This window comes from Shouchella clausii (assembly GCF_002250115.1).
GTDB lineage: Bacteria > Bacillota > Bacilli > Bacillales > Bacillaceae_D > Shouchella > Shouchella clausii.
In genome coordinates this window covers 673,475-695,253 of sequence record NZ_CP019985.1, presented here as the reverse complement: position 1 = coordinate 695,253, position 21,779 = coordinate 673,475, and the positions used below count along the sequence as shown (strand labels likewise).

Below are 21,779 nucleotides of genomic sequence, written 5' to 3'. Positions count from 1 at the left end.
GAGGCACAATCATGGTTTGTGGCAAAGCAAAAAGCAGTGTAGCGTCATTTTTTTTTTGCAACGGGGGGTTGAATAGGAAACAAAAGGAATAACAGGATAAGATGACTAGGTGAAATTTAGTGAAAATAAGGACTATTGTCATGGTAAAAAGGAGAGAGGATATGAAAAAGCAGTTAGCTGTATTGATCGGAGTCAGTATGTTAGCGGCATGTAATCAAGGCGCTGGAGGAGAAGAGGAAAAGGCAAAAGAGGAGGAACTTACAGCATCATCGGTTTTAACAGCAGCTGAAAAGGCCCATCAAGACCTGCAATCGGTTGAAGTGTCCTTTTCACAAATGGATGATTATGGTTGGGAAGAAGAGGGTGTTGCTTCCTATGATTTTGCTGAAAACGTTACTCATATCGAAACGAAGTCCCCTAAATTAACGCTGTTTAAAGATAGCGAAGAGTTTTTGTTTATTAGCGATATCTCTTCTTATACGCGGGACGAAAAAGCGAAATACGAAAGCCTTTTAGACAGGATGACGAGCCAACATAAAAATCCGCTTGCTCATTTTAAGGAGTATGATGAAAACCTTTTCGACAAATTTGAGCTCGAAGAAAAGGATGGCTCTTATTTGTTAACGTATAACGGTAGTGAGGACGACCGGCTGTTGTTGATTGAAAGTTTGGCGCAATCATATGTAGACTACAATGCAAGAATGTGGGAAGAGGACCCGGAAGACATTGAATTTGATGAAGTCACTGCCGATTCATTCGAGTTATCATTTGATATTGATAAAGATACAAACCGTATTATGAGCTACAAAATCAAGGCTGATTATGCCATTGACATAGACGGCTACGAACGTGAATTTGAAGCGGATGACAGTTATATCTTCTCTGCGTTCGACGAAGTAGCGGCGATTGAAAAGCCAGACAAAGATTTAACAGCTGTTGGCAATTTGTCATACGATCAACAAGAACAGTATGAACAAGAGGCAGCGGATTATGTCGATGCGATCATTCAAGCAACTGTTTTCCAAAATGAAGAAGAATATGCAGCCCGTGCTCCTGGAGATCAATCAGAGGATGAGAAAAAGGAAGAAGGGGCAAAGCAGAAAGAGGAATTTGGCGACTTATTCAAAATGTTTTTTGGGTTAGGCTTGGAAGAGTTGAACGTTAATGAAGACGTCATCGAGGAGGCGTCTGCAGCTTACTTGAAGTTGCTGCAAGGCTCCAATTACTTAATGCTAGAATCAAATGCCCAAAGCGAGGACACGTTTGAAGTTGTAGTAAGCGTAGAAGGCATTATGCTTGATAACATTCAGCGCGAAATTGACTTGTTGTTGCAAAATGAATTGAACAGCGGCAGCATTAGTGAAGAATCATCAGAAGAAGAGCTCGTTCAGGCGATGGTAAGTGTGCTTGAAAAAGTGGCCGCTGAAGACCATTTGGCGGAAGCGCGCGAAGTAAGTGTGGAAGTAAACCGTGCTGGCGGTAGCTATATGATCTTAGATCAAGACCAATACTTAGATGCATTTATCCAATAAATCGCTATAGCGGATGAAGTGGTCTCATGCATGCAAAAACCAAGTTGAGTCGTATACCCAACTTGGTTTTTGAGTCTATTCACCATTATATAATGGCGTTACCGTTTTCGTTTGAGCAAGCGCGCGATCTCTAAAATTTCCTGCTCGGAAAATTCAGGGTCTTTTTCATCTGTATCGATTTCTTCTAAAGAAAGGGTCAGCTTAAATTTGCTATTCAAACTTGCGAGAAGGGCGTCGAGGCTTTGGATTCGCCGCCTCGCCTCACTGGCGAAGTACTCGCCTTCGATGTGATAATGGAGGCCATTTTTTTTGGCTGGGATCGCTTCTAATTGGGTGTGTTGGCTGTCTAGCTTATGTTCTGAATGAATGACTTCCCCTGCCTCTTCAATGGTAGCTGAGACTTGTTTCTCGGTGTCGGAAGGGCGCAAAGCTGGTGATTGTTTCACACGGTGCATGTAGTTATACCAATAGCTTGGGCTTTTACCGAAATGCTTTGCTAAGTCAGCAGGTTTGATTTTCTTTTCAATCCAGGCAGTAATTAATTCCTTGCGGTCTGCAATATTAATTTTTTCCCATTCTGTGAAGTCTTTCATTCTCTTGTAATTATTTTTGTACTCTTCCAACTGGTCTTTTGGCAAAAATGGCAGTTGTCTAATCTTGCTTGAATGATTTTCGCCGGTAGGGGGTTTTCTGTCTAACTTCGGCAAGCCAAGAATGTTAAGGACATTTGCTAAGTTTGCTGTATTCCAACCTTCGACTGTAATGATGCGCGTGTTTCCGTACTGCTTACGCTCTTCTTCCAACAAGCGGCGTTGGTCTGCTGTTTTCATGCTCATGAATTCATCATAAGTAGGAAATGGCATAGCAAAAAGTCTCCTTTATAATAGCGATTTTTAAGGCTTGTCTATTACTTCCACAATTCTTTAAGGAACAAGTAGACCATAAACAAACAATTAGTCGATGTGGAATATTCAGAAGAAAACGTTTTCACAAAGTCTTTTTACATATATATCATATTTCTCACGAGTTGACAATAACGAATGAACGATTCATTGTTTTTTGGAATTTGTTCTTTGTATTTCCAATAATAATAGGATGGGTTTTTTCGAGTGGCCATAGATAGGTTCAAGTGATTCGATCATTGGTGATATACTGAATAGAATGATGATAGAAGTAGGTGCGAGCCATTTTTTATTTATATTTTCTAATTGTCCTTTTATATATAACTGACCAGATATACCATACTCCACTGGTTCAAACAGTGAGTGGTATTCTCGCATTCATTGTTATAGTCGTTAATATTCGAAGAGCTCGTCAGCTATACTTATGGGCTGGCCTTTCTTTCTTCTTATTAGGGTTTCTTTTTTATTTTATTTATGTTCCAAAAGAAGTTGGTTTTTTTAACTTGTTTGGCTCAATGACTGGGTTGTTGGCACTTTTGTTCGTTTTACCGTTTATGAGTACCATTATAGCAGCGGGCAAGTACGACCGCGCACTTGGGCAAATGATTAGCAAGCCTCCTAAATTAAACATGGTTCGGCTATATCGACGCACATCGGTGATGTCGTATATGCTGACGCTGTTTTTAAATGTGGCCACTGTCCCAGTTGTTGTGGCGACGGTAAAAAGCAAGCTTAGCCAACTCAGTTCTGCTGTCATCCAACGCTTTTTTGCCCACAGTATATTGCGGGCATATGCCCTTGTTTTGTTATGGAGCCCTACGGAAATTCTCGTCGCTTCCACGATTGACTTAACAGGTACAAGTTATGTGGCGTTGTTGCCGACGCTACTTGTGATAAGCGTCCTGTTTCTCTCAATTGATTGGTTCTTGCACAACCGCCAATTAAAAGGGGGCGAGCTTATCGTACAGCAGGAACAAATAGGGAATCCTAAATTATTGCGGCGGAAATTAATGCAGCTCGCAATAGCAATTACGAGTTTTATCGTTTTGCTTCTTGCTGTAAATGCGTTTATCCCGCAATCATTTTTATTTTCAGTAACCGTGCTCATTATCCCTTTCACGTTTTTATGGGCAGTGGTGATTAAAAGGCCAAGGCGCTTTAAAAAACTTGCTTTTCTCTATTTAAAGGGCAATACGACACAGCTTCACAGCTTGTTTTTCTTGTTTTTGGCGGCAGGCTTTTTTGTTGAAGTGTTTCCTTACACGGTTTGGTTTGAGTATATGAATGCCTTTTTTGCTTTTACTTATCAAGAAGGATCGTTGTTTTTGTTTTACTTGCTCGTTGGATTATGCATTTTTGGCTTTGCCCTTGTCGGCTTCCATCCTCTTATTTCAATTGCGATTCTATCACCGTTTTTACAAGAACAAGTTGCGGCCTATCCTTACGGCATCAGCCTATTGCTCATTGGCGTTGGACTTGGCACAGTCATGATAGGCCCATTTAATGTTACGCCAACGATTTTGGCGATGCAGCTAAATGCCAATCCGTACAGCATTATTCGCAAGAACTTTGCGTTTGCTTTTAGCTATTTGTTGTTTATCGTTGTGATCGCCTATTCATGTAGCCTGATGATTGCATGAATACATGGTAGTGCTTCTAGCGAACATATACGTTTAGGCAATGTTAACAGTGAAAAGGCAGTTTCTTCCCTTCTTGAAGAAGTGCTAACTGTTTTTGGACCATTTCGGCCTTACTTTTAAGGCCAATGGTTTGAAAGAGTGTAAAGGATCTTTGAAAATCTACTAGCGCTTCTTCTTGTTGGCTAAGGTGATGAAACGATTTGCCGCGCGTGTAATGAAGTTCTCCTTTAATAGGCAAATAGTCGTCCTCACTTGTGAGCTTCAGTCCTTTTTCTGCATATTCAATCGCTTGATGGAAATCGTTGCTTTCATACAACAACTGTACCAAATGGTCATAGATACGCAAATAGAGGGCGAGGTTTGTATGGACAGTTTTTGGACAAGTTGTTTTTTTTAAGGCTTGTTTAAAAAGGCTTATTGCTTGGTCATTGTTGCCTTCTTCAGAATGGAGGACTGCTAAACTGATAAGAATCCCTAGCTCCTGGGCGCTAGGCGTTGATTTAGTCGCATATCCTGTAGCGTTTAGCGCACTGTTGAGCAATTGCATCGCTTTGTGTTGATTGTGGTCTACATAGTAAACAATAATAGCTTGATGCCAAAGGAGAAACTGCCGTAGTTTAGGTGACTGAAAAGCTGGGTTATTCAAGTGCTCTACGATAAGTGCTTTCACTGCTGCAAAGTCATCACGACGGATCGCCTTCCTAATCTCTTCCAGAATGAAGGAAACCCAATCATCGACTGGTTTTTTCGTTTCTAATAGCAATTCATCTGGCTTTAAGCCGAGTATATCGGCCAAGATAGGGTAAGTGGACAACGTTTGTTTACTGGGCTCTCGTCCAATTGGGGGTAATGACTGGTGACAATTGCCCTCTTCACTCTCGGCTTGGATGATAGAAACCAAGCTTTTTTCTCCTCCATTGCGTTTTGTCATAAAGGCGTCTTCTGACATCAGTGCACCTCCTTCATAAGAATAAAGAAATAGACCTTTTATACTAGTTTATAACCTTATTTTTCATATATTTCAATAGCAATCTGACGATAATGATGAAAAAAATGGGGTAAGACTAAAACGGAAGAACATGTGTTGTCCTTAGTGCTGCAAAGCCGAAGAAGGAAGATATACTTTGTCCCCTGTATACAAACAAATAGAGAAAACCTGAATAAAACGAGAAAACATGCGATAATGGAGCAAACGAAAAAACGACGTTTCGTCTTGAAAAGGAGTGTAATGGATGGCAAGTTCGATAAAAATAAAGAGGTTGTCGATTGGAAAGCCAAAAACGCTCGATTATGGCGACGGCAAGCAAATGATTAGCGGCATCCAGAAACAGCAAACAGAAGCGGTGTTTTTGTCTAAAAACGGCTTTGAAAGTGATGACGTTGCCGATAAGAAAAACCACGGCGGCCCAGATCGAGCTGTCTGCCTATATCCGTACGAACATTATGCAAAATGGGAGAAAGAATTTGGAAAGCCTCTTCCGCCAGCAGCTTTTGGTGAAAACGTGACGGTGACGAATATGCTAGAAAAAGATGTTCACATAGGAGATATTTTTCAATTAGGAGAGGCGATCATTCAAATTACACAAGCACGCAACCCATGCAGTACGATCGACAAACACACAGGGTTTCACTCGCTATTAAAACGAATTGTCGAAACAGGATATACCGGTTATTTAGCACGTGTGCTCCATGAAGGGATTGTACGAGCAGATGGGGAAGTAGCCCTTCTTGACCCACACCCTGACAAAGTGTCGGTTTTGTATGTCTGTGAAACGTATTTTCGCAAGCCAACAGACAAACAGGCGATGGAACGAATTTTAGCAGTCGATGCTCTAGCGGACGAATGGAAAGGGAAAATGCGAAAAAGGTTGGAAAAGTTGGAAGCGTGACGAAATAGCCCCTGAAGGATAATCAAAATATAAGTGCACTTTCTCTAAGGAATAAAGAAATAGTTTATAATTATTGATTAGAGGGGGTAGTGGTGTGAAGTGGTTTTGTTTTCTTTCTATTCTCGTAATTTCTAATGCAATTGCTGGATGCTCTAACTTTGACAGTAATGAGCAGATTGAGGTGAGTCCTTCGTTTGATAATGAGTTTGGTGAAATGTTTGGGGTTGAGGAAAAAATCGGTATCATTGGTGGCCAGGTTACTGCCGGTGAAGATCAAAAATGGATGTGGCATTTTTGGGGGGAAGAGGTTCAATACAAAGAATTTAGTGCCGTTGCTATAAATATAGAAACCAATGAAGAAATTGATCCTATTAAAATAGATTATGAAATGCTAATTCCTATAGAAGATGGCTTAATTAGTCATTCCCCCTCACAAGTAATGTTTCCGTCGGAGGGTATTTGGAAAGTTACAGCTTACGTAGATGATGAGTTTTTTGAAGAATTTGTTGTTGAAGTGTTTCCAAAAGCCACTGCATATTAGTCTAAAAAGATAATAAGTTACCTCTAAGTTCTAGTAAGACATTTCCGCCTTTTCCAATAACGAAAATGTCGCAAACACAAATGTTCGCTTAACTACAAATTAGGCCATGGCCGAAAGCCGTTTTGTTTTTCTACAAGGCGGTTTTTTTACTGGCCAATTTTATTTCTCGTGCTTTATTATGGGTGTCATTAACAATTGATCCTGTTCTTTTTTAAAAGCCTAATAAATGCTAAAGAACATTAACCGGTACATAATTAAAACCTTCTTGACATATAAGATAAATCAGAATAATATAAGGGGAAATAAAAACAGCTGATCGGAAAACCGAAAGCGCAATTTACTCGTAAGATTAGGTTGCGCTTTTTTTCTGCCAATTTGCATTATAGGAAGGGTTGATCCTATGTGTCCTTGAGGAAAACCATAATCCATTTAATGTACAAAGGAAACATGGCGTCAAAAAGTGATTAAATTTTTGTATTAAAACCAACTTAACACATTGGAATTGTCGAGTGATGATAAGTTGAGGGAAAGGAGAGGATGAATATGGGAGCAATTGAAGAGGAAAAGATACAAGCAATTGTTCAGTTTATAGAGGAAATTGATTTTGGTTCTTTGCACATTACGATCCATAACGGCCAGATCACGCAAATTGAGAGGACGGAGAAAAAACGGTTTGAAAATGTAAAAAAGCAAAAAGTGAAATAGGCTGATCAGACGACTGAAAGCCCGTTATTCCAAGGAATAGCGGGCTTTTATGTATTGCAGGATAAATCCAAAGTGACAGAAAGGAGATTCATTATGACTACCGTTTTATTTTTATCAGGAAGTCCCTCTTTTTCTTCAAAAACGGAAAAACTTTTGCGGCAGATCGAGGAAGCATTCCAAAATAAAGGCGCAAGCACGTTTTTTTATTCGATCACGGATGTGCCGCCAGCCGATTTGGTGTTTGCCCATTTTAACTCACAAGCTGTCGCTTCTATTATTAAAAAAATAGAGGCAGCCGACGTTATCGTAATTGGTAGCCCGATTTATAAGGCTTCTATAACTGGCGTGCTTAAATCATTGATTGATTTATTCCCTGAACGTTCATTCGAAGGAAAAACAATCTTGCCGATTGCTACAGGGGGAACGCTGGCCCATTATCTCGCTTTGGACTATTCGTTTACACCTGTTTTACAGACATTGGGTGCTACAACGATTTTAAAATCGGTTTTTATCCTTGATACCCATTTGAAACGAACAGAAATAGGAGTAGAGATTGTTAGTAAAGAAGGGAAAGAACGAATCGACAAAGCGGTTAAACAACTGACAAACAATAGTGTGGGCGTCAAGCCATGAATCATAAATGGCGGGAATTAAGCACGATCTTAGGCGTATTTTTGCTACTCACAGCTTGTACAGAAGGAGCGCAAACAGCGGGTTCAGGAAATGACCGAAAGGAGGACGGGGCAGACACCATCCATATTGGCTATCAAAAATTTGGAACGTTAAATATTCTGAAAGCAGAAAATACGTTGGAAGGTGCATTGGAGGCTATTGGGGTTGATGTTGAATGGACAGAATTCCCAGCGGGGCCGCAACTATTAGAAGCAGTAAATGGAGGCAGCATTGATTTTGGCCATACCGGCGAAGCGCCACCGATTTTTTCTCAAGCAGCAGGCGCTCCAATCGTTTATGTAGGGAATGGTCCACCTCGGCCTAAAAGTGAAGCCATTGTTGTGCAGGAGCATTCGCCAATTGAACATGTTCACGAATTGAAAGGCAAAAAAGTTGTTTTAAACAGAGGCTCCAACGTCCATTATTTACTAGTAAAAGCACTGGAAGAAGCCGGTCTTTCCATTAATGAGGATATTGAAACAATCTACCTCCCTCCTGCAGAAGCGAGAACAGCATTTGAGCGAGGAGATGTGGATGCTTGGGTGATTTGGGACCCATTTTTACAGGCTGCAGAAGATGATATAGGCGCCCGTATTATTAGGGATGCAGAAGGCCTAGCAGCAAATCGGGAATTTTTATTGGCAGATCGTTCCTTTGCTGAAGAAAATAAGGAAATTATTGATATTGTTTTAAGCGAATTGGAAAAAGTTGAGCAAAACATCAAAACAGATATTGAAGAAGCCGCTCAATTTTTGTCACCACAAGTCGGGATAGATGAAGAAACATTAACGAAAGTGCTCGCACGGTACGAATTTGGAATGGATCCGGTAGATGAAGAAGTGTTAGAAGCTCAGCAGAGCATCGCAGATACATTTTATAGCCTTGGATTAATTCCAGAAGAAGTTTCGATTGAGGAAGCGACCTTAGAGGAGGGCGAATGATGAGCTTTTTTTGGTTTATACCGACACACGGGGACGGCAGATATTTAGGGTCAACCGTTGGCGGGAGGCCTGTTACGTTTGACTATGCCCGGCAAGTGGCACAAGCTGCCGATCAATTAGGGTACAAAGGCGTATTGCTTCCTACAGGGCAGTCGTGTGAAGACGCATGGGTAACAGCCTCTTCTCTCATTTCCGCAACGGAACAATTAAAGTTTCTTGTTGCTTTACGGCCAGGTGTCATCAGCCCAACCGCGGCAGCGCGAATGGCGGTTACATTTGATCGTTTATCCCATGGAAGGCTGCTATTAAACGTGGTGACTGGCGGAGATCCACTCGAATTAGGCGGAGATGGCATTCATTTAAACCATGAAGAGCGCTATCAATTAACAGATGAGTTCTTGGAAGCATGGCGGTCTATTGTGACTGGAAATCCCACTACATTTGCAGGGGAGCATGTAAATATTAAAGAGGCGAAAACGAATTTTCCGCCTGTTCAAACGCCATACCCACCCCTTTATTTAGGTGGCTCCTCCATCGGAGCAATGGAAGTAACAGCCAAGCACATTGACGTTTATTTAACGTGGGGAGAGACGCCTACACAAGTTAAGGAAAAAATCGCTAAAGTGAGGCAATACGCAAGGAAAACGGGAAGATCAATCAAGTTTGGTATCCGCCTCCATGTCATTGTCAGAGAGACAGAAGGAGAGGCATGGCAAGAAGCTGACCGGCTAATCCAACATCTTTCGCAGAAAGACATTGATGAGGCACAAAAAGTATTTGCGCGCTTTGATTCACAAGGGCAAAGACGAATGGCTGCGCTCCATAAAGGCAGCAGAGAAGCGTTAGAAATCAGTCCTAATTTATGGGCTGGCGTCGGATTAGTCAGGGGCGGCGCTGGAACGGCTCTTGTGGGAGGCCCAGAAAGTGTAGCTGCCCGCATTCAAGAATACAAAGATTTAGGAATCGAAACATTTATTATGTCAGGCTACCCCCATTTGGAAGAAGCCTATCGGTTTGCGGAGCTGGTTTTCCCCTACTTCCAGGAGGAAAAAGAAGCTGTACCGGAAAAGCAGTGGACCAGTCCTTTTGGCGGCATCGCAGCCAGATAGAAAGGATGAGAGACATGAGCAAACGAATTGTCATTCAAGTGATTCCATGGGTGATCCCGCTTTTGCTGCTCATCATTTGGCAATTAGCCTCCCAGTTTGAGATTTTGCCAGCACGTATACTTCCAGCACCGTCAGAAATTACCGCGGCAGCCTACGACCTCGTTCACTCTGGCGAAATATGGCCGCACTTATGGGCAAGTACACACAGAGCGGTAATAGGCTTGTTGATTGGCGGGGGCATTGGCTTTATTTTTGGTTTGATCAATGGTTTGTCAAAAATCTCAGCTATGTTTTTTGATTCTTCCATTCAAATGTTGCGAAATATTCCGCACTTGGCCTTGATTCCATTAATCATTTTATGGTTCGGAATCGGAGAGGAAGGAAAAATTTTCTTAATTGCCCTTGGGGTGATGTTCCCTATCTATTTAAACACGTTTCACGGCATTCGTTCTGTCGACAAAGACTATATTGAGATGGGCAACAACTATGGACTATCGAATGTGGCAGCCTTTTGGCACATTATTCTCCCTGGAGCCCTTCCTTCTATTTTAGTAGGTCTACGTTATGCGCTAGGTATCATGTGGGTGACGTTGATCGTCGCCGAAACAATTGCCGCTAGTGACGGAATTGGCTTTTTGGCGATGGATGCAAGAGAATTTATGCAAATGGATGTTGTCGTGTTATCGATCATTTTATATGCCTTATTAGGCAAACTTTCCGACATGATGGCCAAAACGCTAGAATTTCGCTTTTTAAAATGGCATCTCAGCTATCAGAAGTAAAAGGAGGATACGATGAGCGTACATATTGCTCTCTCTTTATCAGGCGTCAATAAATCGTTTGGAACAGCGGATGTATTGAAAAACGTGGAATTTTCATTAACAAAAGGTGAATTTATAGCCATTGTCGGCAAAAGTGGCTGTGGAAAAAGTACTTTATTGCGCTTGCTAGCCCGATTGGAGCAGCCGACTGCTGGAGAAGTGTACATCCCAAACGGAGACATTGTCCGCATGATGTTTCAAGAAGGGCGCCTGCTCCCTTGGAAGACTGTCTTGCAAAATGTCATGTTAGGATTGAAGCATGAGCGGAAACGAAAGGCGCTGGAAGCAATCAAAAGTGTACAGCTGGAAGGCAAAGAAAATGATTGGCCCCGGGCATTGTCAGGTGGGCAGAAACAACGTGTCGCTTTGGCCCGTACCCTTGTCCACTCCCCTCATGTCTTGCTTTTAGATGAACCGTTAGGAGCACTTGACGCATTAACAAGACGTGAAATGCAGCAATTAATAGAAAAAATATGGCTACAGCGTGGCTTTAGTGTAGTCCTTGTTACACACGATATTGACGAGGCAGTCACATTAGCGGATAAGGTGTATGTGATTGAAAACGGAAGCATCGCTAACACATATGATATTAATCTTCCACGCCCAAGAAAACGATCCTCTTACGAATTTGTCGAAACAGCAGAAGAAATTTTAAACCGGGTGATAGGTGTAAATGCAACTACCGGCAACCTCGTTTCATTTTCAAACATCAAGTAAAGTGGTTTTCTTGGTTAGACAACTAGAGTAGCACCTCTCCTGTGATATGGGGGCTAAATTCTATAAATCTTGTAAAAGAAAACACACTCGTAGTCATGAAGTAGTCCCCAATAGTCTTTTGGGTAATACGTTTGCTTTAAACCCATCAACTGTTTGGGGAGTACTTCTTTCTTTTTTGATACCTTAACTTAAGCGGTAAGAACTGCATGTTATAGTATTGATTTATTTACAAAAAATACTTTACTTTGGTAGATAAGTAACCACATCAGCGTAGGTAGAAAATCGGTTTAAAGTTCTAATGTAAAAACCTGTTCTCCGTGATTTCTGTATCGAGTTCCTTTAAAATTTCATGAAACCAGGCCACGTTCACTTTATGGTGTGAAAGGGAATTTTCTAACATGCGGCGGAAATTTTTCATAAGATCTGCCCGATTTGTCAAAGTGTCCTCTAAGAGAGCAATTTTTTTCTCTGTTTGTTTAATTTGAACCAGAACGAGTTCTTTCATCTTTTCTTTGTCGTATTCACCTTCGAAAAGCATTGCACTATAAAAAGATAGATTTATATAATCTGTTTTTGACCCGTACTTTGTCATTAAACGATTAAACTCCTCCAATCCTAAATCAGTAAGAATGTATTTGTTTTTTTCTCTTGATTCAGCTTCTCTTTCTTCAATAATGCGTTGAATCATTCTTTTTTCCTCTAACTGTTGAATATTGTAATAAAATGACCCTTTGGTGTAATTGACGACAAACTTGTAATGTCTCTCATTCATAATGGCCAGAAGCTCATACCCGTAGGAACCTGGTTTTTCTTTTAACAAACCTAAAATTAAAAGTGGGATCAATGGATCACTCCTCGCTTTGGTGGATTTTGGAAACATGAGAAGAAAACTCTTTAAAACTCAATTGTCCTAAAGCAAACTTTGTACTTTGAACAAACATGGCTTCATTTTTAGTAAGTTCACGCTTTGCTTCCTTAGCAATCCATTCATCCTCGATGTCCAAAGGATCTAAAACGTGTTTTTGTTTTGAAAAAGCTTCATAATACCGTAATCCAAATTTCCTTTGGGAGCTCGCATCAAGATGAATGCCATCTGGATTTGCTGTTAAGCCTTTGGATGTTACAAAGTAGCAGTTTTCTTCATTATGAGCAATTTTATACAAAATCTGGTTTATTTGCTTAAACTCTATAGCGTTTTTTCCAAATCCGATCTCTTCAAGATAATGCCCTAATTCACCGACAATAATAGGGATATCTGGTACATTTAATTTTTCTCTCAAATGTGTAAATAATGAGAGCAACTTATTCTCATATGTCTTAAAACGTTCTCCGAAACTGTCACTTTCTCCTTGGTGCCATAATATCCCTATTAATTCACTCGTTTCTGTAGCGAACATTGCTTCAGAGATCGCATGTCTGGCTAATGGACCGTCCATTGTCCACTCATCAATAGAGCTGCCTCCTTCCGCACATGGAATTAACCCAATGGATTCACTTGGATGATCCGTTGTCCAAGCCTGAGCAAAAGAAGCGGCTGGCCCAATACCAGATACATGACGATCAAAATTGAGCGGTTCAGCCATCATTTGCCATCTACCATTCCGTAACATATGGATGTGCTCATTATAAATAGGCGGTACATCTTCAACAAATCCTCTTCCCGCCATATTTGATTGTCCGATTAATAATATCGATTTCATCGTAAAACCTTCTTTCTTTAATTGCGACAGTCTAATTAGACTGTAACGCTGAGTATGAGGTCTAATTAGACTTTTGTCAAGACAAGTTGGATCGATTGCCTCCTAACGAACTTTTTTTGCTTTACTCTCTTCCATTTGAACATCGACGGGCTTTTTGGATTTTGCTATAACAATAAGGGACTGGCCTTTAATTATCGACAAAAGTTTGTATTTCCTAGAAAGGTATTCAATCAAATTACCCCATTGACAGTCTATTCGAACACAGTTAGAATTTTTATAAATCATATCAACTTACATGGGTTTGTCTATGGAGGAGAAAGGGGAGAGTAATGGCTTACGTTTATCAGCAAATGGAAGCACCTGACTATGAAAAGGTAAATACCAAGTTGAAAAATCGGGATAGCCTGGATATTTTGCGCTGGGCGAATCAAACGTATGGTGAAAAGCTCGTGTACGCTTGCAGTTTTGGAGCCGAAGCCATGGTGCTGCTCGACTTGTTGTCAAAGGTACAAAAAGAAGCCCACATTTTGTTTTTAGATACAGATTTTCATTTTGCTGAAACGTACGAATTGATCGAACGTGTAAAAGAACGGTACCCGAAATTTCGTATCAACATGGCTAAGCCTGCTTTGTCTCCAGAGGAACAAGCTGAACGTTACGGCGAGGAGCTATGGCTTAAAAACCCAGACCAGTGCTGCCAAATTCGAAAATTGGATGTGCTGGCCCGTGAGCTTGAGCCTTACGATGCTTGGCTTTCAGGGTTAAGGCGTGAGCAGTCCCCAACACGAGCAAATACCGAGTTTGTTAATCAGGATAAACGCTTTAAAAAGGTGAAGGTTTGTCCGTTGATTCATTGGACGGAAGAAGAAATATGGATGTACATCAAATTGCATCAATTGCCCTACAATGAGCTGCACGACCATCACTATCCGAGCATTGGCTGTACGTACTGCACGAAAGCGGTCATGCCCGGGGAAGATGCTCGAAGCGGCCGCTGGGCAGGAACAGGAAAAACAGAATGCGGGTTGCATGCACCAACGAAAGGAGATTCATGAATGGAAGCAGTAAAAGAAACAGAACTTGTTCAACGATACGATCCGGATTATGATACAACGGGCATCACAAACGAGATTGCACTCGATGGTTTTGCTCTCTCTGACTTGGAGTTACTTGGCATTGGCGGTTTTACGCCGCTAACTGGCTTTTTAAACGAAGACGATTACCATTCTGTTGTCAAGTCAATGAGATTAGCGAATGGAGCGCCTTGGAGCATTCCGATTTCACTGCCTGTTTCCGCCGACCAGGCTTCTACCTTGCGTGTTGGCGAACGTGCAAAGCTCGTTTACAACAATGACATTTACGGCGTCATTGAAATCGAATCAATTTATACGCCTGATAAGAAAGTCGAAGCTCAGGAAGTATACCGTACGACGGATGAAGCCCACCCTGGGGTAGCAAAGATGTATGCACGTCCTCCCGTTTATGTAGGCGGGCCGATTGTATTGACAAAACGTGTCAATTATGAACGCTTTGCTTCTTACTATATCGATCCAATCGATACGCGGCGGATTTTTGCTGAAAAGGGCTGGAAGACGGTCGTTGGCTTCCAGACGCGAAATCCGGTGCACCGCGCCCATGAATACATTCAAAAAGCAGCTCTGGAAACGGTTGACGGACTGTTCTTGAACCCACTTGTCGGGGAAACAAAGGCAGGGGACATTCCAGCCGATGTACGAATGGAAAGCTATGAAGTGTTGCTCAAAAATTATTATCCAAAAAACCGTGTCCATTTATCGGTGTTCCCGGCAGCGATGCGTTATGCCGGTCCCCGGGAAGCTATTTTCCATGCGTTAGTTCGCAAAAATTACGGTTGTACGCATTTTATTGTTGGCCGCGACCATGCAGGTGTCGGCAATTATTATGGTACTTATGACGCACAAGAGATTTTTAAAGAGTTTGAAGAAGGCGAGCTTGGCATTAAGCCGTTGTTTTTTGAACATAGTTTTTATTGCAAAGCTTGCGGCAACATGGCTTCGCAAAAAACATGTCCGCATGATTCTGAGCACCACGTTATTTTATCAGGGACAAAAGTGCGGCAAATGTTAAAAGAAGGCGTGCTTCCTCCACAAGAATTCAGCCGCAAAGAAGTGGTTGAAGTGTTGATGCGCGGATAGGGCGATAGAAAAATAGAGAAAGAGGGAGCGGCAATGATAGAGGCGGCAGCATTTGCGATTGCTTTTTTCTTCGCAATGAATATTGGCGCAAGCGGAACAGCGGCAGCGATGGGCCCTGCTTACGGAAGTGGAGCGATTAAAAGGAAACGAGTGGCGATGCTTCTTGTTGGCGCTTGCGCTTGGCTTGGCGCGCTGGCGGGGGGCGAAGTCGTGCGGACGATCGGCGAAGGGATTGTGCCGCCTACTGTTATGCAAATGGAAGTCGTTGTCATTGTGTTAGCTGCGGCTTGTTTCACCTTATTTTTTGCCAACCTTATTGGCATTCCCTTGTCAACAAGCGAAGTCGTTGTCGGTTCCCTTGTTGGGGCTGGCCTTGCGTACCAAGCTCTTTATTGGCAGTACTTGCTTGTGATTGTGAGCTTTTGGATTGTCATTCCGTTTGCTGCGTTTTTTCTCGCACTCGGGGCTGGAAAAACGATCAAAAAGTATCAAGCCCATTTGCCCTTTTTGCGTGGCGATGGAAAATGGCATAAGCCTCTCACCTTCATTTTAATCGCTTGTGGTTGCCTTGAAGCTTTTTCAGCTGGAATGAACAATGTGGCCAATGCTGTCGGCCCTCTTGTCGGGGTAGGGGCGCTAGATGTGACAACGGCTGTTATTGCTGGTGGATTTTTTGTTGCCCTTGGCGCCCTTTTACTCGGCGGAAAAGTGCTCGAGACCAATGGCAAACACATTACTAGTCTTTCGCTGCTGCAAGGAAGTACAGTCTCGTTTACTGGTGGAGCGCTTGTCATCATTGCTTCGATTTTTGGGCTTCCTGTGCCTCTGACGCAAATTACGACAGCGGCCATTGTCGGCATCGGCACAGCGGAAAACGGCTTTGTCTTGTGGCAAAAGTCTGTCATCAGGCGGATTTTAAAAGTGTGGATTGTATCACCTTTGTTTGCGTTGGCTGTTTCCTATAGCTTGATTTTGCTTTTTCGCTCGCAAGACTATTATACGCTTGTTGTAATTGTCAGCGTCTTTATCGCGACAGTAGGCGCAATCAGCTTATACCATTCGGTCCGCCAAGATAAAGAACAAACGATGCGTGATGGGGAAGGCATATAAACATTTTACATAAGGGGAATTTCCAATGACAAAAACGAATTCAAATCTTGTCTGGCATGAAGCAAGTGTCAGCAAACAGGAAAGGCATGCACGCCATAACCATAAAGGCTGCGTGCTTTGGTTTACAGGACTTTCAGGTTCGGGAAAATCGACGCTCGCCAACGCTTTGGACCGTTCATTGTTTGATGCAGGGCTGTCAACATACGTACTAGACGGCGACAACATTCGCCATGGCTTAAATAAGGACTTAGGTTTTTCCGATAGAGATCGGCAGGAAAACATCCGCCGCATTGGAGAAGTTGCCAAATTGTTTGTCGATGCTGGTACAATTGTATCGACAGCCTTTATTTCGCCGTTTCAATCGGATAGAGACCAGGCAAGGGCTCTACTAGCAGACGGCGAATTTATAGAAGTGTATGTGAAATGCCCCCTTGAAGAGTGTGAGCGCCGTGATGTCAAAGGACTTTATAAAAAAGCGCGCAATGGGGAAATACCTCAATTTACTGGCATTAGTTCCCCTTATGAGGAGCCGAAAACGCCTGAAATTACCGTTGATACGAGCGTACAAACAGTGGAAGAATCAGTAGAACAAATCATTGGCTGGCTTGAAAAGCATCATATTCTCACTCGGTAAAAAGGCAGGCAAAGTAAACGGAAGGCAGTGATAGCAATGGCACAAAAGGGAACGGTTTATTTAATTGGTGCAGGGCCAGGCGATTGCGGTTTATTGACGGCAAAGGGGCTTGACATTCTTCGCCAGGCGGACGTTTTATTATACGACCGTCTTGTCAACCCACTTTTGCTGGAAGAAACAAAACCAGGGGCTGAACTGCTGTATGCAGGCAAGCTGCCGAACCGCCATATTCTTCGCCAAGAAGCGATTCATGATGAAATGGTGCGCCATGCCCAAAAAGGAAAATGCGTCGTTCGTTTAAAAGGCGGCGATCCAAGCGTATTTGGGCGCGTTGGCGAAGAAGCAGCTTTTCTCGACGAATACGGCATACCTTACGAAATCGTTCCTGGCGTGACAGCAGGAATTGCGGCGCCAGCTTATGCAGGCGTCCCCATAACCCATCGCCTTCACGGCGCCAACTTTGCCATTGCGACAGGGCATAGCCGCAGAGACACCGGCTTGCCTGAAATCGATTGGAATGGGCTTGCCTCCATCGACACGGTTGCTTTTTATATGGGCATTAAACACTTGCCAGCCATTACAGAAAATTTAATCACACATGGCCGCCGCAAGGACGAAAAAGTGTTGTTAATTCAATGGGGGACAACGAGCAAACAGCGGGCTCTTATCGCTGACTTAGGCACGATCGCCCGAAAAGCAGAAGCTGAACAGTTCACCAACCCAGCGATTGCCCTCATTGGTGATGTCGCAGCCCTTTATCAAGGAAAAAGTTGGTTTGAGCGTAAACCATTGTTCGGTTCGTTTCCGCTAATTGCCAATAGCGACGGTTCCTCTCAGCTTGCATCTTTATTAAAAGAAGAAGGGGCTGAAACGTTTGTATACCCCCGTTTCCATGAGGTAGAGGAGGAAGCCCCACTTATTCATTGGGAAACGGCTACAGACATTGCCTTCTTTGAAGAGAAGGATGTCATTGTCTTTTTTCGATGGCTCCAAGAAAGAGGACTTGATATCCGTACCCTTTCTGCCCAATTTAGCGGTGAAACGGATTCGGCGGTGCAAGCTCTTCAACAACGTGGGCTTGCCCCTGTTCAGGGGAGCAGTCCATTAGGGGCAGGCCGATTCTTTTTAAGCCGCGGGGGCTTAGGTGTCAAATCTGGCTGGAAACACATTCAAACGAGGGAGCGAATCGTTGCCCCATCCACGCAAACGACGATAAACCGTCTACTTGATGAAGGGCACTTGACCGATCTTGTCTTTTTAAGCCGTGAGTCCGTTGAATGTTTTGGTGAAGCGTTTGCTGCGATCGGCAGAGAGAAGGAAATAAGGGAGTTAAATGTGCTTTGTTTAAGCGATGAAGCGAAAAAAGCAGCGATTTCCTATGGTTTGTCGCCGCAAGTCAAGCAATCGGTACTGTCGTCATGGATGGAGGGGACGTATGCAGGCGATTTTATATGTGGGCCACGGTAGCCGGGTCAAAGAAGGAAATGACCAGTTTCGTGCTTTTTTAAAAAAAGCCAAAAGCCATTTTTCCGGCGATTATTTCCAAACTGAAGCGTTTATTGAACTTAGTAAACCGACGATTGCCGAAGGGATTGATCGGTGTGTACAAAACGGGGCAACGGCAATTGCCGTCATTCCCGTATTGTTATTGACGGCCCACCATGCGAATATGGACATCCCTCAGGAAATACAAGCAGCTAAGAGAAAATATCCCGACATTGCATTTGCCTATGGCAAGCCGTTTGGCATTCAAGCTGATGTCATTGATGTTGCTTTAAAGCGGCTTGCTGATGCAGGGCTGCCACTGCTTGCAGAGGAAGGCAAGCGGCAAGAAGGTACGACCGTTCTTGTCGTCGGCAGAGGGTCAAGCGATGGCAATCAACCAAGTGATGTCGCTAAAATTGCCCGTCTACTCTATGAGAAAACAGCATGCGACAATGTTGAAACGTGTTTTATGGCAGCAACAACGCCGACAGTGGCCCAAGGGTTAGCCAAAGTGGAGAAACTTGGTGCGCAGCGTGTTTATGTGCTTCCATATTTGCTCTTTACCGGCATTTTAATGAACGAATTGGCCAACACGCTAGCAGACAGAAAAGGAAACACAGCCACTGCATATGTGTTATGCGAATTCCTTGGGAGCGACGACGGGCTCGCGCCTGTGTTGATAGGCCGCGTCAATGAGGCGCTTCGTGAAATAAAAGGAGGATGTGGATGAGTGCGTTGCCGTTTATGCTCGAGCTAAGCATGTTAAAAACCGTGGTAGTCGGCGGGGGGCAGCTTGCTTATAAGCGGGCGTTAAGCATCGTTGAAGCAGGCGGTCACGTAACTGTTGTGGCGCCCACACTTCATCCGCAGCTCCAAGCGTTAGCGTTAGCCGGAAAACTGCACTGGGAAGCGCGCTATGCAAGTGGAGAAGAGTGCTTTCTCGCTGATTTGCTTTTCCTCTGTACCGATCATCCACTTTTGCACCAACAATTGTTGCGAAACCGAGCGCCGCGTCAGCTCGTTTATGTTGGCGACCAAGCGCAAGCAGGCCATGTTTATGTGCCGGCTAAAATTGAAAAAGGGTTGCTCACAGTTAGCATCTCGACAGCAGGAGCAAGCCCAAGTTACACCAAACGGATAAAGTGGCAAATCGCGGACATGTTGCCAGAGCATGCGGCCGAAGAACTTTCGTTTCTCCGGAAAGCACGGGAGCTTGTATTAGCAAGCAATGCAAAAAACGAGGAAAAACGCGCTCTTTTGCAAGAGCTTGCTTCACCAGAACGTCTGCAAGATGAAAGGCGCGAGCAATGGCTAGATGACCAACTGCGACGGATAGCCGAAGACAAACAAAAATGAAGACGATACGAGAGGTGGATTGTGGTGCAGCTCCAGACGACAAACAGCCCATTCAGCCAAGAACAAATAGAGCTTTTAAATAAGTTGCTGCCAACGCTAACCGATACGCAGAAAAGCTGGATAAGCGGTTATTTGGCAGCAACAGCAAACGCGGCTCTTAGTGAAGCAGCGACAACGGTACCAGCTGAACGTAGCGCACCGAGCGAAGCTGCCCAGGAAAACAGAGAAGTGACTGTTTTATACGGTTCACAAACAGGCAATAGCCAACAGCTCGCTGAAGAAATTAGCCGAAAACTGGAAGACAAAGCGTATCATGTGACACTGGCATCGATGCATACATACAAGCCAAAAAACATAAAAGACGTTACGAATTTACTTCTTATTGTTAGTACGCATGGGGAAGGCGAACCGCCAGATAACGCCATTGCTTTCCACGAATTTCTGCTTGGGCGCAAGGCGCCGAAATTGTCGGATTTGCATTTTTCAGTGCTTGCTTTAGGGGACTCATCTTATGAATTTTTCTGTCAAACAGGCAAAGAGTTGGACCAGCGCTTAGAGGAGCTTGGAGGAACGCGCTTGTATCCTCGTGTTGATTGTGACATTGATTTTGACGAGGATGCAGCCGAATGGATGCAAGGTGTTCTTGCTGGCCTTGAAAAAGCAACGGGTATATCGTCAGCAGCGAGTTCCACAGCTCCGCTATCAACAGAAACGACGGCTACTGTTTACAGCCGCACAAATCCTTATAAAGCAGAAATACTTGAAAATATCAATTTAAATGGCCGTGGTTCAAACAAGGAGACGCGCCACTTGGAGCTTTCTCTTGAAGGGTCGGGATTCACATTTGAGCCTGGCGACTCTGTTGGTATTTTTCCGGAAAATGACAGCGATTTGGCTGATCAGTTGATTGCCGAAATGGGTTGGAACGGTGATGAGTCGGTGCCAATTGGCAAGCAAGGCGATGTGTTGCCGTTGCGGGAGGCGCTAATCCGTCATTTCGAAATAACGGTTTTAACAAAGCCTCTACTTGAAAAAGCGTCGCTCCTTTCCCAAAATAATGCTTTAAAAGAATTAGTGGCAGATGGCAATGAACAGCAGCTTCGAGCTTATATTGAAGGTCGCGACCTCCTTGATTTAGTTAGGGATTTCGCCCCATGGGAAGGAACAGCAGGAGACTTTACCGCTATTCTCCGCAAAATCCCGCCACGTCTGTATTCGATTGCTAGCAGCTACCGTGCAAATGAAGACGAAGTCCATTTAACTGTTGGCGCTGTCCGCTATGACGCTCATGGACGTCAACGGGCAGGTGTTTGCTCTGTACAATGTGCTGAGCGCAAAGCGCCAGGGGAGACATTGCCAATTTTTATTCAGCGCAACCCGAATTTTCGTTTGCCTGAGAATGGGAGCACACCGATTTTAATGGTCGGTCCAGGAACAGGAGTAGCCCCTTTTCGAGCCTTTTTGGAAGAACGGGAAGAGACGGGGGCAGAGGGGCCCGCTTGGCTATTTTTTGGAGATCAGCATTTTTCGACTGACTTTCTATACCAAACCGATTGGCAGCGCTGGATGAAAGAAGGCGTACTAACGAAAATGGATGTCGCTTTCTCACGTGACCAGGACGAAAAAGTCTATGTGCAGCACAAAATGTTAGAAAAAGCAGATGAAGTGTTCCAATGGCTAGAGGATGGCGCTGTTATTTACATTTGTGGCGATGAAAAACAAATGGCGAAAGACGTCCATAAAACGCTCGTTTCGATCATCGCCACACAAGGCAACCGCAGCGAAGAAGAAGCAGAAGCCTATCTTAGTCACTTACAGCAAAATAACCGTTACCAGCGCGACGTGTATTAA

General features: G+C 43.5%; 22 protein-coding genes. 18 read left to right on the top strand and 4 right to left on the bottom strand.

Going from position 1 to position 21,779, the window contains the following annotated elements; genetic code table 11:
* Positions 1–161 precede the first annotated feature (161 nt).
* Positions 162–1,532, top strand: coding sequence for a DUF6612 family protein (locus BC8716_RS03365; protein ID WP_094423933.1), 1,371 nt, complete (start codon positions 162–164; stop codon positions 1,530–1,532).
* Positions 1,533–1,630: 98 nt separating this feature from the next.
* Here the strand turns inward: BC8716_RS03365 and BC8716_RS03360 are convergent, their stop codons facing one another.
* On the bottom strand, positions 1,631–2,395 hold the full coding sequence (locus BC8716_RS03360; protein WP_094423932.1) for a hypothetical protein: 765 nt from the start codon (positions 2,393–2,395) through the stop codon (positions 1,631–1,633).
* Positions 2,396–2,709: 314 nt separating this feature from the next.
* Here BC8716_RS03360 and BC8716_RS03355 point away from each other — a divergent pair, with 314 nt between their 5' ends.
* Entirely contained in the window at positions 2,710–4,074 is a 1,365-nt protein-coding gene (locus BC8716_RS03355) for a hypothetical protein (RefSeq protein WP_094423931.1), read from the top strand.
* A gap of 43 nt (positions 4,075–4,117) precedes the next feature.
* Here the strand turns inward: BC8716_RS03355 and BC8716_RS03350 are convergent, their stop codons facing one another.
* Positions 4,118–5,023 (bottom strand): RNPP family C-terminal domain-containing protein, encoded by a 906-nt coding sequence (locus BC8716_RS03350; protein WP_094423930.1) that lies wholly within the window; start codon positions 5,021–5,023, stop codon positions 4,118–4,120.
* Between the two features lie 283 nt (positions 5,024–5,306).
* Here BC8716_RS03350 and BC8716_RS03345 point away from each other — a divergent pair, with 283 nt between their 5' ends.
* The 8 genes from BC8716_RS03345 (at position 5,307) to BC8716_RS03310 (ending at position 11,469) form a co-directional block, all read left to right on the top strand.
* A complete protein-coding gene (locus BC8716_RS03345) occupies positions 5,307–5,963 on the top strand; it encodes an MOSC domain-containing protein (protein WP_094423929.1) in 657 nt (218 codons plus the stop codon).
* Positions 5,964–6,057: 94 nt separating this feature from the next.
* Positions 6,058–6,504: a DUF4871 domain-containing protein gene (locus BC8716_RS03340; RefSeq protein ID WP_094423928.1), complete on the top strand. Its 447-nt coding sequence runs from the start codon at positions 6,058–6,060 to the stop codon at positions 6,502–6,504.
* Positions 6,505–7,047: 543 nt separating this feature from the next.
* A complete protein-coding gene (locus tag BC8716_RS03335; protein ID WP_073305650.1) occupies positions 7,048–7,209 on the top strand; it encodes a YezD family protein in 162 nt (53 codons plus the stop codon).
* A gap of 93 nt (positions 7,210–7,302) precedes the next feature.
* Complete coding sequence (gene ssuE, locus BC8716_RS03330) at positions 7,303–7,842, top strand: NADPH-dependent FMN reductase (protein WP_094423927.1); 540 nt, start codon at positions 7,303–7,305, stop codon at positions 7,840–7,842.
* A complete protein-coding gene (locus BC8716_RS03325) occupies positions 7,839–8,822 on the top strand; it encodes a sulfonate ABC transporter substrate-binding protein (protein WP_094423926.1) in 984 nt (327 codons plus the stop codon). The genes ssuE and BC8716_RS03325 overlap by 4 nt, the downstream gene beginning before the upstream one ends.
* On the top strand, positions 8,822–9,931 hold the full coding sequence (gene ssuD / locus BC8716_RS03320) for an FMNH2-dependent alkanesulfonate monooxygenase (protein WP_094423925.1): 1,110 nt from the start codon (positions 8,822–8,824) through the stop codon (positions 9,929–9,931). Before BC8716_RS03325 ends, ssuD begins: the two co-directional genes overlap by 1 nt.
* Before the next feature lie 5 nt (positions 9,932–9,936).
* On the top strand, positions 9,937–10,713 hold the full coding sequence (locus BC8716_RS03315) for an ABC transporter permease subunit (protein WP_406550697.1): 777 nt from the start codon (positions 9,937–9,939) through the stop codon (positions 10,711–10,713).
* Between the two features lie 12 nt (positions 10,714–10,725).
* On the top strand, positions 10,726–11,469 hold the full coding sequence (locus BC8716_RS03310) for an ABC transporter ATP-binding protein (protein WP_094423923.1): 744 nt from the start codon (positions 10,726–10,728) through the stop codon (positions 11,467–11,469).
* Between the two features lie 295 nt (positions 11,470–11,764).
* On the opposite strand, the gene BC8716_RS03305 is transcribed toward BC8716_RS03310, so the two are convergent.
* Positions 11,765–12,313 carry a PadR family transcriptional regulator gene (locus tag BC8716_RS03305; protein ID WP_094423922.1) on the bottom strand — a complete coding sequence of 183 codons (549 nt, stop codon included), beginning with the start codon at positions 12,311–12,313 and terminating at the stop codon, positions 11,765–11,767.
* 4 nt (positions 12,314–12,317) lie between these two features.
* The gene (locus BC8716_RS03300; protein ID WP_094423921.1) at positions 12,318–13,169 is read right to left on the bottom strand and encodes a sialate O-acetylesterase; all 852 of its coding nucleotides are present in this window, start codon (positions 13,167–13,169) and stop codon (positions 12,318–12,320) included.
* 329 nt (positions 13,170–13,498) lie between these two features.
* Here BC8716_RS03300 and BC8716_RS03295 point away from each other — a divergent pair, with 329 nt between their 5' ends.
* The 8 genes from BC8716_RS03295 to BC8716_RS03260 are packed head-to-tail and all read left to right on the top strand — an operon-like array spanning position 13,499 to position 21,779.
* A complete protein-coding gene (locus BC8716_RS03295) occupies positions 13,499–14,224 on the top strand; it encodes a phosphoadenylyl-sulfate reductase (protein ID WP_094423920.1) in 726 nt (241 codons plus the stop codon).
* A complete protein-coding gene (sat, locus tag BC8716_RS03290; RefSeq protein ID WP_094423919.1) occupies positions 14,225–15,343 on the top strand; it encodes a sulfate adenylyltransferase in 1,119 nt (372 codons plus the stop codon). It begins immediately after the preceding gene.
* Positions 15,344–15,376: 33 nt separating this feature from the next.
* Positions 15,377–16,453: a sulfate permease gene (gene cysP / locus BC8716_RS03285; RefSeq protein WP_094423918.1), complete on the top strand. Its 1,077-nt coding sequence runs from the start codon at positions 15,377–15,379 to the stop codon at positions 16,451–16,453.
* 25 nt (positions 16,454–16,478) lie between these two features.
* Positions 16,479–17,087 carry an adenylyl-sulfate kinase gene (gene cysC, locus BC8716_RS03280; RefSeq protein ID WP_094423917.1) on the top strand — a complete coding sequence of 203 codons (609 nt, stop codon included), beginning with the start codon at positions 16,479–16,481 and terminating at the stop codon, positions 17,085–17,087.
* A 36-nt stretch (positions 17,088–17,123) separates the two neighbouring features.
* On the top strand, positions 17,124–18,554 hold the full coding sequence (gene cobA / locus BC8716_RS03275; protein WP_094423916.1) for a uroporphyrinogen-III C-methyltransferase: 1,431 nt from the start codon (positions 17,124–17,126) through the stop codon (positions 18,552–18,554).
* Positions 18,523–19,302 carry a sirohydrochlorin chelatase gene (locus BC8716_RS03270; RefSeq protein WP_094423915.1) on the top strand — a complete coding sequence of 260 codons (780 nt, stop codon included), beginning with the start codon at positions 18,523–18,525 and terminating at the stop codon, positions 19,300–19,302. Before cobA ends, BC8716_RS03270 begins: the two co-directional genes overlap by 32 nt.
* The gene (locus tag BC8716_RS03265; RefSeq protein WP_157730341.1) at positions 19,299–19,928 is read left to right on the top strand and encodes a precorrin-2 dehydrogenase/sirohydrochlorin ferrochelatase family protein; all 630 of its coding nucleotides are present in this window, start codon (positions 19,299–19,301) and stop codon (positions 19,926–19,928) included. The genes BC8716_RS03270 and BC8716_RS03265 overlap by 4 nt, the downstream gene beginning before the upstream one ends.
* A gap of 24 nt (positions 19,929–19,952) precedes the next feature.
* Positions 19,953–21,779 carry an assimilatory sulfite reductase (NADPH) flavoprotein subunit gene (locus tag BC8716_RS03260; protein ID WP_094423913.1) on the top strand — a complete coding sequence of 609 codons (1,827 nt, stop codon included), beginning with the start codon at positions 19,953–19,955 and terminating at the stop codon, positions 21,777–21,779.

Coding starts and splice junctions, on each gene's coding strand:
- BC8716_RS03335 (WP_073305650.1), top strand. CDS start 7,048: ATGGGAGCAATTGAAGAGGAAAAGATACAAGCAATTGTTCAGTTTATA.
- BC8716_RS03265 (WP_157730341.1), top strand. CDS start 19,299: ATGAGTGCGTTGCCGTTTATGCTCGAGCTAAGCATGTTAAAAACCGTG.
- cysC (WP_094423917.1), top strand. CDS start 16,479: ATGACAAAAACGAATTCAAATCTTGTCTGGCATGAAGCAAGTGTCAGC.
- cobA (WP_094423916.1), top strand. CDS start 17,124: ATGGCACAAAAGGGAACGGTTTATTTAATTGGTGCAGGGCCAGGCGAT.
- BC8716_RS03295 (WP_094423920.1), top strand. CDS start 13,499: ATGGCTTACGTTTATCAGCAAATGGAAGCACCTGACTATGAAAAGGTA.
- BC8716_RS03360 (WP_094423932.1), bottom strand. CDS start 2,395: ATGCCATTTCCTACTTATGATGAATTCATGAGCATGAAAACAGCAGAC.
- BC8716_RS03350 (WP_094423930.1), bottom strand. CDS start 5,023: ATGTCAGAAGACGCCTTTATGACAAAACGCAATGGAGGAGAAAAAAGC.
- BC8716_RS03325 (WP_094423926.1), top strand. CDS start 7,839: ATGAATCATAAATGGCGGGAATTAAGCACGATCTTAGGCGTATTTTTG.
- cysP (WP_094423918.1), top strand. CDS start 15,377: ATGATAGAGGCGGCAGCATTTGCGATTGCTTTTTTCTTCGCAATGAAT.
- BC8716_RS03300 (WP_094423921.1), bottom strand. CDS start 13,169: ATGAAATCGATATTATTAATCGGACAATCAAATATGGCGGGAAGAGGA.
- ssuE (WP_094423927.1), top strand. CDS start 7,303: ATGACTACCGTTTTATTTTTATCAGGAAGTCCCTCTTTTTCTTCAAAA.
- BC8716_RS03345 (WP_094423929.1), top strand. CDS start 5,307: ATGGCAAGTTCGATAAAAATAAAGAGGTTGTCGATTGGAAAGCCAAAA.
- BC8716_RS03365 (WP_094423933.1), top strand. CDS start 162: ATGAAAAAGCAGTTAGCTGTATTGATCGGAGTCAGTATGTTAGCGGCA.
- BC8716_RS03315 (WP_406550697.1), top strand. CDS start 9,937: ATGAGAGACATGAGCAAACGAATTGTCATTCAAGTGATTCCATGGGTG.
- ssuD (WP_094423925.1), top strand. CDS start 8,822: ATGAGCTTTTTTTGGTTTATACCGACACACGGGGACGGCAGATATTTA.
- BC8716_RS03270 (WP_094423915.1), top strand. CDS start 18,523: ATGCAGGCGATTTTATATGTGGGCCACGGTAGCCGGGTCAAAGAAGGA.
- BC8716_RS03310 (WP_094423923.1), top strand. CDS start 10,726: ATGAGCGTACATATTGCTCTCTCTTTATCAGGCGTCAATAAATCGTTT.
- sat (WP_094423919.1), top strand. CDS start 14,225: ATGGAAGCAGTAAAAGAAACAGAACTTGTTCAACGATACGATCCGGAT.